Genomic DNA, 17217 nt, shown 5'->3' on the forward strand with positions numbered 1-17217 from the left:
ATGTCAGCTTGGGTCTACACGCTCATCCCTGCCTTCGCGACAGTGCTGGGGGCAGCCGTCGCCGCCGTGCGTCAGCCTGGTCCCGCGGTCACCAGCGCCGTCCAGCATCTCGCGGCGGGCGTTCTGTTCGCTGCCGTCGCAGGCGAGATCCTGCCCGACCTCAAGCACCAGCAATCCCCGATTGCGGTGATCGTGGGCGGAGCCCTTGGCGTCGTCCTGATGCTCCTGGTCAAGCGTCTAGGCGAGAAGGCGCAAGGGTCGACCGGGCTCATCGTGACGGTTGGGATCGACATCCTGGTCGACGGGCTCGTACTCGGCATCGGCTTCGCCGCCGGGGCGAAGCAGGGGCTGCTGCTCACAGGCGCGCTCACGCTCGAAGTGCTGTTTCTCGGGCTCGCGCTCGCATCCGAGTTGAAGCAGGCAAGCGGCTCCGCGGCCCGGGTGATCGGTATCGTGGCCGGCCTCGCGATCCTGCTGCCACTCGGTGCGCTCCTGGGCACGCCGGTCGGTGGGCTGCCGGGTCCCTATCTCGCTGGCTTCTTCGCCTTCGCGCTCGTGGCGCTCCTGTATCTTGTCACGGAGGAACTGCTCGTGGAGGCGCATGCCGTGCCCGAGCGGCCCTGGACCACCGCGATGTTCTTCGCGGGGTTCCTCTGCATGCTGGTCATCGAGGAGATCGCTGCCTGAAGGCGATCTGCGCTCGTGCTGGCCATGGCTGCTGACCAGCGAATGAACAGCGGCCCCTCGGGGCGGCATAGAACTTGGCCCTTCCGAACATAGCTTGGACGTGACATGGGAGTAGGGCCGAGTCGCGCGAGAGTAGTCGGCACTCCTCCTCGGAAAAGGCCCCACATCGATGACGTTTACAGCCCTTAGGGTCTGGGAGGTGGCGTCTCACGTAATTGATCTCGCGGCTGCCTACGCGCTCGCGGTGCCGCTCGGTTGGGATCGGGAGCAAGAGGCGCGCTCGGCCGGCATCCGGACCTTCCCACTCGTTGCCGTCGCCGCCTGCGGCTTCGTGTTGATCGCGATCCGCGTGCTCGGTGCCGACTCGATGGGACAGGCCCGCATTCTGGAGGGGCTGATCACAGGCGTGGGCTTCATCGGCGGCGGTGCGATCCTCAAACATGCCGGTCGTGCCTCCGGGACCGCGACCGCGGCCAGCCTCTGGGCCACGGGTGCGCTCGGGGCGGCAGTGGGCTACGGCCTCTACGACATCGCAGCCATCTTGAGCCTCGTCACCTACCTGACGCTGCGCTACCTCGTGCCGCTGAAGCAGGCTGCCCGCCGCAGCGGAGGCGACACCAAAGGGAGAGGATCCGAAGCCGATCCAAAGGAGCCGGGCACCGATACGGCTGTGCGTTCGTCGGCCGCCGTGCAGGACCGGGAAGGAGCAGCGGATCCGCCACTTCCCCGCCGGGACGCTTGAGGCCGACCTAGGCGATGAAGGGCCTCATTCCGGCAAGAGGGGGCCATACCTTGTGCTTGCTTGCGGTCGATCGTAGATCAGGGCTGCGATGACGAGCCTACGGCACCTTTGGACAAGCGACCCAGCGCGCCTGCTGCGCGCTGCCGTGGCATGCCTGGTGGTCTTCGTGTTCGCCTTCTCCGTCATCTCTTCCGAGACTGCCGCGGCACCCAGTCCCGTTCAGGGCGATGGCCTGCTGACGCTCTCGTCGCATCCGACTGCGGATCATGCAGGGTCGGGCGACCCGGCGGACACGGGCATTCTGCTCCACGTCCACTGCGGATGTCACCAAGTAATGCGGGCCGAGCCGGTCACGTTCGAACCGGTCCGGACGGCTGACAGGGTCGTCTATCCCGTCCAGACCGAGCTGCTCACCTCCCGCTCCGCCTCTCCGCTTCGCAGACCGCCCCGGGCCTGACGCGTCCCACCGCTACGGTGGATTGTTGTCGCTCGCGCCTTCTCCGGGGGCTGAGCGTTGGGGGTCATGTGGGAATTGGAAGTGATCGGCCGCGTCTCTGCGCAGCCGGCACCCAAAGGCCCGGTCGAGGTCAGCGCCATGCGTGCGTTTCTTATTCTGATTGTTCTGGCGGTGGGTGTCGCGATCGGCGGTGCCGTGCCGCGCGTGTCCCAGGTCATCCAGGGGGCTTTGGCGGCGACAGGCCTGATAAAGACCGAGCCCGCACCGGAGGGCCCAGCACAACCCCCGAAGGCGGAGGCCGAAAAACCGGCCGGCGAGAAGGCGGAGGATCACGCCGCCGAGGGGCAGATCAAAATGTCGGCGGAGCAAGCTGCCGCGCAGGAGATCACGACCGCGCCCGTTCAGGGCGGCACGCTCTCGCGGCACCTGATGGCGCCCGGCACGATCACGCCGGACACCGACCGGATTGCCCGCGTGCCGGCGCGGGTCGTCGGCACCGTGTCCGAGATGCTCAAGCGCCTGGGCGACCCCGTGAAGAAGGGCGAGGTCGTCGCCGTCCTCGACAGCCGCGAGGTCGCCGACGCCAAGAGCGAGTACCTGACCGCTCTCGTCAACACCGAGTTGCAGAAGACCAACTACGACCGGCAGCAGGCGCTCTGGGATAAGCGTATCTCGGCCGAGGCCACCTTCCTGCAGGCGCGCGCCACCTATTCCGAGACGCAGCTGCGCGTGAACCTTTCCCGCCAGAAGCTCTCCGCTCTGGGGCTCAACGCGGATGAGGTCGCTAAGCTCGCCAAGCAGGACGAGGCAACCCCGAACCAATCAAGTCTGCGCCGCTACGAGCTGCGCTCGCCGATCACCGGACGTGTCGTCGAGCGCAAGGTCGACGTCGGCACGGCGGTGGGTAAGGAGGGCGATCCGGCCGATCTCTACACGGTCGCGGATCTCTCGACCGTCTGGGTCGAGCTTGCGGTGCCGACCACGGATCTGGCCAAGGTCAAGGAAGGGGCGGAGGTCCTGATCGCCGCCCGAGATGAGGATGCGGGCCAGCGGGCGAAGGGCAAGATCATCTTCGTCAGCCCGATCCTGAACGCCGAGACCCGCTCGGCCCGCGTGATCGCCGCGCTGCCCAACCAGGATTTCAGCTGGCGTCCGGGCACCTTCGTCTCGGCCGAGATCCAGGTCGGGCAGGACAGCGTCAAGGTGAAGGTGCCGCGCGACGCGCTCCAGAGCATGGGGGGCGAGAAGGTCGCTTTCGTGCGCACCCCGGAGGGGTTCGAGCGGCGCGACGTCAAGACCGGCAAGGCGGACGATGTCTCGGTCGAGATCGTCTCCGGTCTGGAGCCGGGCGAGGAGATCGCGATGACGAACACCTTCCTCCTCAAGGCTGAGCTCGGCAAGGGCGAAGCCGAGCACCACGACTGAGTGGGAGATCGGACATGATCAGTCGCATCCTCGATTTCTCCGTCCACCAGCGCTGGCTGGTGGTGCTCCTGTCGGTCCTGGCCGCCGGGTTCGGCGTCTACTCGCTGACCAAGCTGCCCATCGACGCGGTCCCCGACATCACCAACAACCAGGTGCAGATCAACACGGTCGCCCCCTCCTACTCACCGGTCGACATCGAGAAGCAGGTCACCTACCCGGTCGAGACCGCGCTGGCCGGCATCAAGGGGCTGGAATACACCCGCTCGCTCTCGCGCAACGGCTTCTCGCAGGTCACCGCCGTCTTCGCGGAGAAGCTCGACATCTACTTCGCCCGGCAGCAGGTCGCCGAGCGCCTCAACCAGGTGAAGGCCGACCTTCCGCCCGGGGCAGAGCCGCAGATGGGCCCGGTCTCGACGGGGCTCGGCGAAATCTACATGTGGACGGTGAACTACAAGAAACCTGGCGAGGGCGCGCCGGTCCTCGACGGCAAGCCCGGTTGGCAATCCGACGGCAGCTACCTGACGCCGGAGGGCCAGCGGCTCACGACCGAGATCGAAAGATCGGCTTATCTCCGTACGATCCAGGATTGGATCATCCGCCTTCAGATCAAGACCGTGCCGGGCGTCGCCGGCGTCGACGGCATCGGCGGCTACGAGAAGCAGTACCACGTCCAGCCGGACCCGGCGAAGCTCACCGCCCTCGACCTCTCATTCGGCGACGTCGCCCGCGCCTTGGAGGCCAACAACGCCAACCAGGGCGCGCGCTACCTGGAGGACAACGGCGAGGGCTACGTCGTGCGCGCGGCCGGGCGCCTGGAGAGCATGGACGAGATCACCAACGTCGTCGTCACCACCCGCGGCGGCGTGCCGGTGCGGATCAAGGACATCGCCGAGGTCCGGATCGGGCGCGACCTGCGCACCGGCTCCGGCAGCGAGAACGGCCGGGAGGTCGTCGTCGGCACCGCCCTGATGCTGATCGGCGAGAACAGCCGCACGGTCGCGGCGGCGGTCGACGCCAAGATGAACGAGATCCGCAAGTCGCTGCCACCCGGCGTCGAGGTCCAGACGGTGCTCAACCGCACGCTGCTAGTCGAGGCCACCATCAAGACCGTAGCCCGGAACCTGGCCGAGGGCGCGGCCCTGGTGATCGTCATCCTGTTCCTGCTGCTCGGCAACATCCGCGCCGCCATCATCACGGCCCTGGTCATCCCGGTCGCCATGCTGATGACGATGACCGGCATGGTCGAGGCGAAGATCTCAGCCAACCTGATGAGCCTCGGGGCCCTCGACTTCGGCCTCATCGTCGACGGGGCGGTCATCATCACCGAGAACGCTCTGCGTCATCTCGCCGAGAAGCAGCACGGTCTCGGGCGAGGGCTCGACCTGGAGGAGCGGCTGGCCACGGTACGGGCCTCGGCCGAGGAGATGATCAAGCCGTCGCTGTTCGGGCAGGCAATCATCATCCTGGTCTACGTGCCGCTCCTCACCTTCACAGGAGTCGAGGGCAAGATGTTCGAGCCGATGGCGCTCACCGTCATCATCGCGCTGGTCGCAGCCTTCGTCCTTTCGCTCACCTTCGTGCCGGCGATGATCGCCATCGTCATCACCGGAAAGGTGACGGAGAAGGACAACTTCATCATCCGTAGCTTCAAGGCGGCTTACAGGCCTGCACTCGCGGGCGCCGTGAAGACACCGCTGGTGTTCATCGCGGCCTCGCTGCTGCTGCTGGCCGGGGCCGGCCTGCTCTTCACCCGGCTCGGCGCCGAGTTCATTCCGACGCTCGACGAGAAGAGCATCGCCATGAACGCGCTGCGCATCCCCTCGGCCTCGCTGTCGCAGTCGCAGGCGATGCAGCTCAGGATCGAGCAGGCGGTCAGCAAGTTCCCGCAGGTGGCCTACGTTTTCTCGAAGACGGGTACGGCCGAGGTCGCGTCCGATCCGATGCCGCAGAACTCCTCGGACACCTTCGTGATCCTCAAACCCCAGGAGGACTGGCCCGACCCGGAGTTGTCCAAGGCCGAGCTCCAGGAGCAGATCGAGAAAGCCGCCGGCGAACTCGCCGGGAACGTGTTCGAATTTTCCCAGCCGATTCAGCTGCGCTTCAATGAACTCTTGGCCGGCACGCGCGGCGATCTCGCGGTGAAGGTGTTCGGCGAAGAGTTCGAGCCGATGCTCAAGGTGGCCAACCAGATCGCGGCCATCCTGAAGGGGACGGCCGGCGCCGAGGACGTGAAAGTCGAGCAGACGCAGGGCCTGCCCTTCCTGGAGATCAAGATCAACAAGGCGGAAGCGGCGCGGCTGGGCCTGAGCACCGGCGCCATCCAGGAGGTCATCGGGGCGGCCATCGGCGGGCGGGATGCCGGCGTTGTGTTCGAGGGTGACCGGCGCTTCCCCATCGTCGTACGCCTCACCGACAAGGTGCGGGAGGACCGGGAGGAGCTCGAGAACCTGCCCGTCGCGCTCCCGCCGGGTCCGAGTGGGCGTGCCGCGTCAGTGCTGCTGAAGCAGGTCGCGAGCTTTTCCGTCACGGAAGGGCCGAACCAGATCTCGCGCGAGAACGGCAAGCGCCGGGTCGTCGTGACCGCGAACGTCCGCGGGCGCGACATCGGCTCGCTCGTCGCCGAGGCGCAGGCCAAGGTTGCGACCCAGGTGCAGCTACCCTCGGGCTACTACGTGGCGTGGGGCGGGCAGTTCGAGAACCTCGCCTCGGCCCGGCAGCGTCTGATGATCGTGGTGCCGGTCTGCTTCTTCCTGATCTTCCTGCTGCTGTACTCGGCGCTCGGCTCGCCCCGGGACGCGCTCCTCGTGTTCAGCGCGGTGCCGCTGGCGCTGACCGGCGGCATCGCGGCCCTGTGGCTGCGGGGTATGCCATTCTCGGTTCCGGCCGCGGTGGGGTTTATCGCTCTGTCGGGCGTGGCGGTGCTGAACGGCCTCGTCATGCTGACCTTCATCAAGCAGCTGATCCAAGAGGGCCGGCCGAAGCGCGAGGCGATCCTGGAGGGCGCCATGACCCGGTTGCGGCCGGTCGCGATGACCGCGCTGGTGGCCTCGCTCGGCTTCGTGCCGATGGCCTTGGCTACCGAGACAGGCGCGGAGGTGCAGCGCCCGCTCGCCACCGTGGTCATCGGCGGTCTGATCAGCGCGACCCTATTGACGCTTATCGTGCTGCCGGCCCTCTACGCGCGCTTCGGCGGCCAGGAGACCCCGAAGTCTTCCGTGAAGGAGGCGACCAGAGATCGCGCCTATCCGCCGCTCAGGCCGGCCGCGGAGTGAGGCGATCATGTCCCCTCAGAAGCCCCTACGTCTTGGGCGAAGTCACAGATCCGGTCCGGACCGTACCGCATCAGAAGGCCGGGCGGGTTCGAGAGGGATCCGCCCCGTCCTCGCGATGGCACTGCTCTGGATGAGCAGCACAGCCTTCACGCAGGCCTCGGAGGCTCCGTTCGGGTTGTCCTGGGGGCCCGTGACGACGGTGCCGAAGCCGTCGATGGCCGATCGGGAGGCCAACATCACGGCCCTGTTCTACGTCCACGGGCAGCCGCCGGCATCCGGGCCGGACACGCAGCAGGTCGTGCTCGAGGTCTGCCAGGACGAGGGCCTGCAGCAGGTCATCTGGGTCAGCCAAGACTTCCCGGAAGCCGAACTCTCCGCACGCTACGAGCCCATCTACCAGGAAGGAGTCCGGCGCCACGGCGAACCCGTCAAGGATAGTAGACCGGAGACTGTGGTCTGGCCTGAGGGACACACGCTCCTGGCTGTTCGTTCCGTCGAAGGCGGCCGCAAGCGGCTGATCATGATCGCCACCGGCGATCAGTACGAGAAATGCTCCGCGGCGCACGAAGCCGGCGCGGGCCATCCTGCCACCGTCCACACCTCCGCCTTGCTAGAGGCGACGACCCCATGATGCCTATGCCGCCTTGCCGAACCGGTTCGCGTGCCCGGAGTTCGCAGAGGGAGGACGATTGCCACCTCCAGAGCGCGTTGCTCGTGCCTGACGGGCTGCCGGTGGGGCATCGGCCCGTTGCCATGGGATTGGCCACGCTGATGGCGATCGGGCAGCGGCCGTCTGCGTTCGGGCCAAGACGCTGGAGAGCGCTCGCGCGGGTCTACGGTGTCAATCCGCAGGCCAATACGGGCCGCGCGGGTGTGTGGACGACCGACGTGACCGGGGCCTGGGTGCGGGCAGGCTACCGCCCGACCGTGGCCGTCCAGGCCGGCACAGGGGTTTCATCGGCGGAAAGAACCTGGCCGGCAGGAGCTTGAGGCAGACCACACGTCCGAGTGGGGCGGGGCTCACCGTAAACCAAACCTGTTCAACGATGTCCAGATCGGGAACAGCAGCCGGCGCGCGGAGGCAAACGTGCTCAGCCAGCGCGAGACCCTGCGCTTCACGGAGCTGACCACGCCGTTCAACGCGGTACAGGCTTATCCGATCAGGTCAAGGATCTCTGGACGGCGTGCGACCGGCGGATGACTGCTGAGGAGCAGAGCAAGGTAATGCAGGCCAAGGTCAAGAGGCTGGTCTCGGACGCCGGCGTTGAAATCTGTTCCGATAGAGTGTCCTTCTCTGACCGACGGGAATGCTGAAGGTGCAGGCCGGCAAGAGCACGACAGGCTTCTTGTATGCCAAGAGCCAAACCGATCTCATACACACCGAGGTGCCGGCCAGCTGGCAAGTCCGCGGCCGCTGGCTCTCGGGGGCTTTCCGCATGCTGGTCGATGCCTGCCTTCTGGATGACCCAAAATGGTATGCCCCACTTTCGGAGGCACTCGTACCAAGGCCCGGCGAATGCATTCTCGACTGTGGCCCCGGAAGTGCTTTGCGCGCATTGTATTATGCGGACCGCTTCCCGGACGCCGAATTCACTGCGGTCGAGTTCAACCGGCGCCGGATCGCGAAAGCGTTCAAGCGCGCATCGAGCATGAACTTACCCAACTACAAAGCCATGACGTTCGATGATGCGAGAAGAACGCCATTCAGTGCAGGTCAGTTCGACAAGGCCATGTTGGTTCTCAATTTGCATGGTCTTTCACCGGAAGACAAAGTCAAGAATTTGCGAGAGCTTCGTCGGATCGTTCGATGGGGCGGCATCGCCTTAGCGGCGGACATCGACCGACCGAAGGCCTCGCGAGAAGATGTGATCTTGCGAATTACCCAGCTGCTCTATGGCGCGGAGGCGACCAAATCCCATACGTCGGGGACATGGCCGAAGTTCCTGTCGGAAGCGGGCTTTACGGGCGCACGCCGCTTATCGGAGCATCCCATCTGGATCGGCCGAATGGCCCTGGTCCGCAGCCGGAAGCAGTGAGATCATGCAGTCGAGCGGGTGAACGCTTTGAAGGGACATCGTGAAAGTTCAATTATGGCTGGAAGGTAAGCTCTGGTTTCACTTGGTTGCCTCTCGACAATAAGCCTGACTCGCATCACGCACTCGATTGCTGCGTTCATCGCGCAAGTTCATCCGCTGATTATTCCGAAAGGCTCATTCAGATTTGTGGGAAATAACAAATGATTATCAGGAACCCTTCAGACTCAACATCAACATACGGTCGAATGCCTTCGTGATCGCCATGTTCAAGGAATTGTCTCGGCTGACCTCGCCGGCATTGAGCATTTCCTGCTCGAGACTGACGGAGCTTGAGGTCGAAAGCGCATCCCAGGTATTGGAAGCCGTGATCTTTGTTGCGCTAAATGGTGGACCTGCTGCGTTCAGGTGGCCGCTTGCTGTCGTCGACAGGCTAGCCGTAGCCGTGCGTGCCATGACTTCGGCGAAGGGCAGGACGTCGCGCGCTTTGTAATCCGGTGTATTCGCGTTGGCGACATTGCCGGCGATCATGGACTGACGAACCGCAAGGTAGCGAGCCTGCTGCGACATAAGATCAAAGAGATAGACGCCTGTCACTTCAAACTCCAATCCGCATTTCAGGAAACTCAAGGCCTATCAGTGCAGCCTTGTCCGAAGCTGGCGAATCTTGGTGCAAGTGGCAGCCCTGGTAGAGTTGCTGATGCGCTTTGAAGCCTGTGTAGGGCGGTGACAAAACCATCCACTGGAGCGTCGGCGTGGTGCTGATGCGGGCGGCGCAAAAGCCGGCCAGTGGAGAAGCTTCTCTTTCGAGAGGAGCTGGGGATGTTTGCCGCGGAAGTCTATGCGGCCGTTCGGCAGTTCGTGTTCATCGAGGGCAACTCTCAGCGTGAGGCGGCTCGCGTATTCGGGCTGAGCCGGGAGACGATCGCCAAGATGTGCCGGTTCTCCCTGCCGCCGGGCTACACGCGCGCGAAGCCGGTCGAGAAGCCGAAGCTCGGGCCTCTTCTGCCGGTGATTGCGGCGATCTTGGAAACGGACCGGAGCACGCCGGTCAAGCAGCGGCACACGGCCAAACGGATCTTCGAGCGTCTGCGCGACGAGCACGGCTTTGCCGGCGTGAGTGCGAGTTTTCCGGTTGTGTGAGCCCCTGATGGGAGGAGCAGAGCCGTGAAGAAGAGCAGGTTCACCGAGGAGCAGATCGCCTTCGCGCTGAAGCAGGCCGAGACGGGGACACCGGTCGCGGAGGTGCTGCGCCGGATGGGCATCTCCGAACAGACGTTTTACCGCTGGAAGAAGCTCTACGGCGGCTTGGGCACAGGCGAGCTGCGGCGGCTGAAGCAGCTTGAGGACGAGAACCGCAAGCTCAAGCAGCTGGTTGCCGATCTGAGCCTCGACAAGCACATCCTGCAGGACGTGCTCGCAAAAAAGCTCTGACGCCTGCTCGGCGACGCGAGCTCGTGCACCAGGTTCAGGAGGCGCACGGGGTGAGCGAGCGGCGCGGCTGCGCCGCGCTCGGCGTCGGCCGGTCGAGCATCCGCTACCGCTCGACCAAGCCCGATCAGGCACCGCTGCGGATGCGCATCTGTGATCTGGCCAAGAGCCGGGTGCGCTACGGCTACTTCCGAATCTACATCCTGCTGCGCCGGGAGGGTTGGCGGGTGAATCACAAGAGGGTCCACCGTCTCTACCGGGATGAGGGGCTGAGCCTGCGGCTCAAGCGACCGCGCCGGCACGTCAGCGCGGCACACCGTGAGCGTCAGCCTGCTGCGCTCCAGCCGAACGAACGCTGGTCGATGGACTTCGTCTCCGACGCGCTGTTCGACGGCCGCCGGCTGCGGGCCCTGACGGTCGTCGATGCGTTCACGCGCGAGGCTCTAGCGATCGAGGTCGACCAGGGCATCAAAGGCGAACAGGTCGTGGCTGTCGTCGGCCGCTTGGCGCTGCTGCGCGGAGCACCGTACGCGATTCAGGTCGATAACGGGCCTGAGTTCGTCTCGAAAGCCCTCGACCGCTGGGCCTACGAGAACGGTGTCACGTTGGACTTCTCGCGCCCTGGCAAGCCGACCGACAACGCACTGGTCGAGTCGTTCAACGGCCGCCTGCGCGACGAGTGCCTGAACGCGAACTGGTTCTTGTCGTTGGCCGACGCGAGGAGCAAGATCGAGGCGTGGCGGCGGCACTACAACGAGAGCCGTCCTCACACCGCCCTGGGGTGGCGAACGCCCCAGGAATTTGCCCTGGCGGCGGCCCTGCAGCCCGCCGAATGAGACCCGGAGGCTCACCTTTCGGCCGGACCAAGATCCGGGGGACCCTCAACCAACCGTGCACTAACTCTATGCCTGGACCACCCGGTGGGGGCAGATCACTCATCGTGATCCTGAGCGGAGCGGTGGTCCTGGAGGAGCGAAACCTGCCGACTGAAAGCGATATTGCTCCCCTCAAACGCCAATGTCCGCAACAGGTGCACGCCGCGTGAAAACGCAGACGCGTCGCGCGAGACCCTAGAACAATCTTCCATCTGACAGACATTCCAGCCCACAAGGCGGCCCTTTGGAGGCTCACAGGACAGCTATTCTGGCACTGCTCGGAACGTCTGACGAAAAACTCTTCTACCGCATCCGGCGATTTCTACGTTTCCACACAGCGACGATCGAAAGCGGCCAATCCAATCTGTCAGGAAAGAAATCGTTTTCATGACATTCAATAGGCCGTCTGTACATTCTTCATTATAGTTAAAATGGCTATACGATCAATACATTAAACACATTTCTAGAAAGAATACAATTTATAATCCATCTGTTCTATAAAATATGACTAGATGTACTAAAGTCAATTTCCATAAATTTTAATACATTCTCGAAATTGAATCGAATAATATTAATTATAATCTATCATACCAAGTATTAACGGAAGGACACAGTTCAGAATGCTTTGAATTTCGGTAAATTTTGAGGAAAATGCGCAACGATTACCTTGGGCATGCCTTCTATGAAGCTCCAACCGGAAGGAGCACATAGTTCAATGACCTTGGCGCAGCGGATCTATAGAAGCCGCAACGAATACAAAGGCCGATTTGCCAATAGCATAAACGAAGCCAATAGGCTTATCCCAGAAGCTGGACGATTTCTTGTTGACCAAAGCATAATGAATGCAGTTCAGCGCATGGAAAAGACTCAATTTTCTGATCTTCTACAAGCCCTCAGCTACGCTCGTCCGCCATTTAGCCCTACATGGATTGAGTGGAACGCACCTGGTGCGGGCGATATTGGCTACCTCATCGAACAGACAGGGCACGCCCCAGGCTTTGCATTTCGGCAGTATTTACATATACCGCAGCTAGAGCAGAAAGTTGAATTGCCCATAATCTGTACTCTCGGCCGAATTTTTGTGAGCCAAAGAGGCTATCGATGCGAACATCCGGCTGAGGCTGCCAGTAGCCAAAACAATGCTGACTCAGATCCGTATGAGCTCGCGGCGTCGGACCTGATCAGTATGCTCCTCATTATCAACTCGCCTTCGCCAGTTGTGACAGTCGACGAAGCACCCAACACAGACCGAGTTGATGAGCGCCGCGCGCGCAAGGGTCGTCCTCCCCTCCCTAACCTGCGACGGATCCGTCTAGACGTCGCTCGGTTGCGCCGGATTGATGTCGAAGAAGGAGTTGCGCAAGCAGACGGCCAACCACGAACAGAGCATTTTGTACGAGGTCATTTTAAATTTCGTAATGGGCGGATGTGGTGGTGGTCACCACACATTCGCAACCAAGCTGGCAACAATAAAGAAGTTAAGCCAAAGGAATATCATGTCCTTGACTCTGGTATAAATTAAAATCAATAGCTTCTATTTCGCATCTGATTGACATTTGTCAAGCAGATGCAGCTGCGCAACACCTGCCAAACATCGCCATCACAGCCACACAGCCACACAGCCACACAGCCAGAATTAAGCGTGAGATTATGGGAAATACGAACAAATCGAGCGTTCCGGCACTACGACGTCGCGACTTTATCCTTATCGACCCGGAAAGGCACGTAGAATGGGTTAGGATTGGCAATCAACATGCACAGCAAGAAGGAATATTAGGGGCATACTTACTAACTGTCACTCAGCCGTCTCCAAGATGGTTCACAGATAATGGCCTAGAAATACCGAGCGATGCTGTACTTTCCGCCTTTAATGCAGAGGGCATAGCAGTACTTAGGCAAGCGTCAGTATCGAACACGCTGCTATACCGGCCAGAAATATTCGCTAAATTTGCTGTTGATGCAGCCATCGAAGAAACCCTCCGGTCGGCTCTTGATTCCACGCCGTCTACTACAACGGGCAGATCACCTGATATGACGCGATCACGCTTCGCGTCTGTGCTTACCGCACTTGATGCGTTGACGCCGGATGAGCGAAGCCGTCTGTTCCGCCAGGCCTATTACCGCTCATCAGCGAGTCAGATTAATCCAGGCCCCTTCGCGACTCTCGAACGCGAACATACCGACGTGCTTACCGAAGCCCTTGATAAAGTCTGGCGGAACAGGCGCACCGAACTCGAAGAGCGGGCGGCGATCCCACATAAGAGCAACGACAAAAATCCGGTCAACGAGCAAGTCGAAAAATACGGATTTTTGGTTCGCCTAAAGTCTATTCTGCGCTAAAACAAAGAAATCTAACCGATTAGTTGATGAAATGCGCTGGACTCTTACTTTTATTGCTTCCGCCCTCCTGGCCTACTCGGTCGCAGGATTGATCCAGCACGGGCTCGATCCGGGACTCTGGCCCAGCGACGTGATGCGTCCCGACGTATGGTTTGGCACGCTGCTCTCGTGGCAAGTCGCAGATGCACTTGCAGCGCCCTACCGCATGCTGATCGGCCGTGCCCCGGAGTTTGCCAACGGCGGATGGTCACTCGGGCCGCTCTTTGCTTTTGCGCCCTTCCTTATCCTGTTTGGGGCCGAACTCCTGCGGCGCGCTAAGCCTGAGTCGCAGCGCGACGTCTCCGACCTGTTTGGATCAGCGCGCTTCGCCAGCGCGGCCGAGCGTACGCGCCTGCACAGCGGCCTCGAACTTGGCCGCGACCCCGACACGGGCCGACCGGTGCGCGTGGCGGTACAGGGCACGCTCGTCACCATCGCGCCTCCGCGCAAGGGCAAGACCTCGGGTCTGCTCATCCCCAATCTCGCCTTCCCCGAGCCGCAGGGCTGGGGCGGCCCAGCGGTCGTGCTCGATCCCAAGGGTGAGGTCTACCGCGCCGTGGCCGCGCGGCGCGGAGCACTCGGCCGGCGCGTCGTCTGCCTCGACCCGCTGGGGCTTGCTGGCGGAGCCGACCGCTGGAACCCGCTTCACGGCCGTGACCCAGAGGATGTGCTCTACCTCCAGAGTACAGCGCTGGCGCTCCTGCCCGAGACGACCGGCGACAGCGAGGCCTCGGCCTACTTCCGCAACCGCGCTGTCGATCTCATCGTTGGCGCTATGCTGGTGGCGCTGCGCCTCCCCGCGGACCGCTCCGTAGTCCAGGTGCAGGACCTGATCGTCAACGAGGGCCGTCTTCTCGGCCTCCTGAAGCAGTATGTCGAGCGCTGGCCGGAACCGGCGGCTTACGCGGCGATGGAGATCCTGGAGGCCGATCCCAAGACCAAGGACCCGATCAAGTCCACCGCCTTGCAGGCCTTCCAGTGGCTCGCCGACCGGCGCCTGCGCGACCTCGTCGGCGCCTCGACCTTCGAGCTCGCCGATCTCTCCTCCGGCGCCGTCGACCTCTTCGTGGCGGTGCCGACCGAGTACAAGGCCGTGCTCGCCCCCTTCCTGCGCTGGCTGTTGTCCGACCTGTTCACCTCGGTGCGGCGCAATCGACCCGTCGAGCGGCTGGTGGTCTTTATCGATGAGGCGGCGGTGCTCGGCCGCTTCGACGCGCTCCTGACCGCGGCCGGTGAGCTGCCAGGCTACGGCGCAAGCCTGTGGACGATGTGGCAGGATCGCACCCAGCTCGTCGGCCTCTACGGTGAGGCCGGTGCCGACGTGCTACTCAACACCGCCGAGGTCGTCACCGTCTTCGATGTGCCGGCCGTCGATCCGGATGAGAGCGAGCGCTGGTCGCGGGCGATCGGCGACTACACCGCCTTCGTGGAGACCCGCACGGCGCCGAGCGGCGAAGCCAAGGGCAGCCCCTCCACCACCCGCGCCTCTCAGGGTGCGCGGCTGATGAGCAAGGAGGCGCTGATCGCGATGCCAGGCGACGAGCTTCTGGTCTTCCCCAACAGCGGCGGCCATGCACGCCACCCGCTGCGCCTGAAGAAGACCGTGGCGCACACCGACCCCCGCTTCCGCAAGCTGATCGCGCCGGTGGCGCCCGTGGGTCAGGCTCGCTGAGCCTCTGGCCGACAGAGCCTTGTCCGTCCCCGGGCCGCAGAGACGCACACCAGGGGACGGGAAGAGATGCCGGCGTATGCGCGGCTTACCGGCTGGCTAGGCCGAAGCCAGCGACCGGAACGCGCTGATGCCGCTCATAGAGGCATGCCAGGCCGTGGTTGCTTCGCTGCTCAGCGCAGAGCCGCTCGGGTCCGCAGCCAGTTGGTGGGAACCCGCGTCACCGCATAACCCTCACCCGGGCGCCAGTCCCGCAGCTCGGTCTCCTCCCCGATAACGCGCATCTGGGCGTAGGCACGTCCCGCCACGAGGCGGTCGCCGCCGGGCTGCCCATTCGGCATGACCCAGGTCGCGGCGACATCCCGGTCGCTTCGGACCTCGACCCAGGATGTCGGCGTACGATGATAAGCCAAGCCGATTGCACTCACCAGGCAGAGGGCAAGAAGCGCGTCGCGCGTGAGCCGGCGCGCCTGGAAGGGCAGACGCCCACGCCAGACCGCAAAGGCACTCGCGTGGAGGGCCGTGGGCCGGACCAGGGGTTCAACCTTGCCGGCCGGCTCTCGCACGGAGCGCAGCAGTTCGCGCCGGTGCTCGGGCAAGAGCTGGGGCGCGCCATCCTCCAGCGCGGCGAAGCGCTCCGCTGCCGGCCGCGCCCGGAGCCGGTCGAGCGCGGCACGGCTCTCCTGCTCGGCCGCTGTGGCGGCTTCACGCGCCACGCGAGCGGCCGCCGCGATCCGGGCGCGAACGTCCTCAGGCGTTGCCGGCACGCTTGGGGCCTCCCTTGCGCGCACCAGCCAGAGCCGGAGCAGCCTCGTCCTCTCCAACCAGCCAGAGGGCCGCCGGCTTGACCGCCTCCATCACGGCGAGCCGGAAGGCAGTGAGATCGCGCAGGATGCGCCCGGCCTGAGCCGGCGAGGTCTGCTGGACCAGACTCGCCCGGTCGAGCCGGGCGATCCCGCGCAGCTGACCGGCCGCTAGGACCTCGCGCGTTTCGTCCTCCAGCTCGAAGCCGCGAAGCTGCGTCACCGTGGCATCGCCCACGACCCGCTTCAGGATCACCGGGTCGACCGCCCCGCGCACACCGTTGGCCACGACGAAGCGGGCTCCGGTCCAGGCGGGCGTACCCTGCAGCAGCTTGCCTGCATCGGCGAGCGCGCCGGCCTCGGCCGCCACCACCACCACAAGCCCGAGCTCGATCCCGGCCTCGCGCAGCGTCGGCGCCTCTTCCTTGAGGATCCCGAGCAGGCTCGCCGAGGTGTTGGCGCCGATGTCGACGAGGCTCGCTGTCGTGACGGCGTAGAGCGCGTTGATCACCGGATCGAATTCGGCGCGTGCCGCCTTGCCGCCGCTGGCCTCGATCGCCTCGCGCGTGGCTCGCATCGGGAAGTGTTGCACGCTTCCGGCTTCGTTGGCCGCGCTGGCCGTCTTGAACTCGGTCAAGCGGGGCACCGACTCGATTTCGAGGATCGGTGCGTCCGGGACCGCCTCGGCCAAGCCTCGGGTCACGGTCGACTTGCCGATGCCGCCGGTTTCCTGGGCGACGAGGAGGATGCGGGGCATGGGTCTTTAGTCCTTCTTGAACAGGTGGCTGTGCTTCTCGGCTTGCAGCCGGCGGATCTCCGCCTCGCTGAGCGGGGCGTCCGAACCGGCCTGTGCCGGCACCTCGCGGTTGGGGCGCCGGGGCGGGTGGTCGCGGCTCAGCTCCGGCGCCAGCCGGGATGGGGGTGGGGCAGGAGTGGATGGATCGGTGAGGGCACGCGCAGGCTCCGGCCGGTCGAGGCGAGCCGCGCGGGCCGCCATCCTGGCCTCGCGGGCGGCAGCTTGGCGGCGCACGCTGGAGATGATGCCGGTGAGGTTGCGTCCGGTGACGGGCTGCCCATCCGCTGTGGTGAAGCCCTGCGCGGTGAGGCCGGCAGCCACCGCGTCCCAGGTCAGGCCGCCGGCTTGGAGGGCAACGAGAACGTCGAGGTTGGTGCGCACGGCCTCCATCAGGCCCGTTGCGAGCCGGCCACCCGGCGCACGCATCTCCCGGCGGCTACCGGGGGCAGCAGCAGCATCGCGCGCGAGGCGGCGCAGATCGAGGCGGGAGGACGGGGCCATGGCGGCGCCCTAGCAGGGTACAGCTTGCCACCCTGTGTGGCCGATCGCTCGAAAGCCGGGTGGAACGGCAAGCTTCCATTAGGCGACGGCTGCGGGCGGCAAAATACGGTAAGAGGCGGCAGCTTTACGGTAGCGGCTACGGCAGAA

14 protein-coding genes and 1 pseudogene are annotated in these 17217 nt (G+C 64.2%); 11 read left to right on the plus strand and 4 right to left on the minus strand.

Annotated features, from left to right (window positions below; translation table 11 throughout):
* The 6 genes from MFF24_RS22945 to MFF24_RS22970 all read left to right on the plus strand — a co-directional run bounded on the left by MFF24_RS22945 (position 1) and on the right by MFF24_RS22970 (position 8619).
* Positions 1-687: a ZIP family metal transporter gene (locus MFF24_RS22945; protein ID WP_238228219.1), complete on the plus strand. Its 687-nt coding sequence runs from the start codon at positions 1-3 to the stop codon at positions 685-687.
* 199 nt (positions 688-886) lie between these two features.
* Positions 887-1429 (plus strand): MgtC/SapB family protein, encoded by a 543-nt coding sequence (locus MFF24_RS22950; RefSeq protein ID WP_425543201.1) that lies wholly within the window; start codon positions 887-889, stop codon positions 1427-1429.
* A 595-nt stretch (positions 1430-2024) separates the two neighbouring features.
* Positions 2025-3311 carry an efflux RND transporter periplasmic adaptor subunit gene (locus MFF24_RS22955; protein WP_238228221.1) on the plus strand — a complete coding sequence of 429 codons (1287 nt, stop codon included), beginning with the start codon at positions 2025-2027 and terminating at the stop codon, positions 3309-3311.
* A gap of 14 nt (positions 3312-3325) precedes the next feature.
* A complete protein-coding gene (locus tag MFF24_RS22960) occupies positions 3326-6583 on the plus strand; it encodes an efflux RND transporter permease subunit (protein ID WP_238228224.1) in 3258 nt (1085 codons plus the stop codon).
* 115 nt (positions 6584-6698) lie between these two features.
* Entirely contained in the window at positions 6699-7214 is a 516-nt protein-coding gene (locus MFF24_RS22965) for a threonyl-trna synthetase (protein ID WP_238228232.1), read from the plus strand.
* Between the two features lie 676 nt (positions 7215-7890).
* Positions 7891-8619 carry a class I SAM-dependent methyltransferase gene (locus MFF24_RS22970; RefSeq protein WP_238228239.1) on the plus strand — a complete coding sequence of 243 codons (729 nt, stop codon included), beginning with the start codon at positions 7891-7893 and terminating at the stop codon, positions 8617-8619.
* A gap of 207 nt (positions 8620-8826) precedes the next feature.
* Here MFF24_RS22970 and MFF24_RS22975 read toward each other — a convergent pair whose 3' ends face one another.
* Positions 8827-9186 (minus strand): flagellar basal body protein, encoded by a 360-nt coding sequence (locus tag MFF24_RS22975; protein ID WP_373322741.1) that lies wholly within the window; start codon positions 9184-9186, stop codon positions 8827-8829.
* A 252-nt stretch (positions 9187-9438) separates the two neighbouring features.
* On the opposite strand from MFF24_RS22975, the pseudogene MFF24_RS22980 reads away from it, so the two are divergent.
* The 5 genes and pseudogenes from MFF24_RS22980 to MFF24_RS23000 form a co-directional block, all read left to right on the plus strand.
* Positions 9439-9732, plus strand: a pseudogene (locus MFF24_RS22980) (IS21 family transposase); the annotation flags it as partial.
* Between the two features lie 51 nt (positions 9733-9783).
* Positions 9784-10883 (plus strand): IS3 family transposase gene (locus MFF24_RS22985; RefSeq protein WP_231343837.1). Its coding sequence is split into 2 segments (ribosomal slippage): positions 9784-10036 and positions 10036-10883, totalling 1101 coding nucleotides; the frame shifts between segments, so codons are not numbered across the junction.
* 754 nt (positions 10884-11637) lie between these two features.
* Complete coding sequence (locus tag MFF24_RS22990) at positions 11638-12444, plus strand: hypothetical protein (RefSeq protein WP_238228244.1); 807 nt, start codon at positions 11638-11640, stop codon at positions 12442-12444.
* A 128-nt stretch (positions 12445-12572) separates the two neighbouring features.
* On the plus strand, positions 12573-13262 hold the full coding sequence (locus tag MFF24_RS22995; RefSeq protein WP_238228246.1) for a hypothetical protein: 690 nt from the start codon (positions 12573-12575) through the stop codon (positions 13260-13262).
* 31 nt (positions 13263-13293) lie between these two features.
* Positions 13294-14973, plus strand: a complete 1680-nt coding sequence (locus MFF24_RS23000) for a type IV secretory system conjugative DNA transfer family protein (protein ID WP_238228247.1) — start codon at positions 13294-13296, stop codon at positions 14971-14973.
* A gap of 170 nt (positions 14974-15143) precedes the next feature.
* Here the strand turns inward: MFF24_RS23000 and MFF24_RS23005 are convergent, their stop codons facing one another.
* The 3 genes from MFF24_RS23005 to MFF24_RS23015 are packed head-to-tail and all read right to left on the minus strand — an operon-like array spanning position 15144 to position 17070.
* The gene (locus tag MFF24_RS23005; protein WP_238228249.1) at positions 15144-15737 is read right to left on the minus strand and encodes a hypothetical protein; all 594 of its coding nucleotides are present in this window, start codon (positions 15735-15737) and stop codon (positions 15144-15146) included.
* A complete protein-coding gene (locus MFF24_RS23010; RefSeq protein ID WP_238228250.1) occupies positions 15721-16530 on the minus strand; it encodes a chromosome partitioning protein in 810 nt (269 codons plus the stop codon). The genes MFF24_RS23005 and MFF24_RS23010 overlap by 17 nt, the downstream gene beginning before the upstream one ends.
* Positions 16531-16536: 6 nt before the next feature.
* Positions 16537-17070: a hypothetical protein gene (locus tag MFF24_RS23015; protein WP_238228251.1), complete on the minus strand. Its 534-nt coding sequence runs from the start codon at positions 17068-17070 to the stop codon at positions 16537-16539.
* Positions 17071-17217 lie beyond the last annotated feature (147 nt).

Origin of the sequence: Methylorubrum aminovorans (assembly GCF_022179725.1) — a bacterium.
Lineage (GTDB): Bacteria > Pseudomonadota > Alphaproteobacteria > Rhizobiales > Beijerinckiaceae > Methylobacterium > Methylobacterium aminovorans.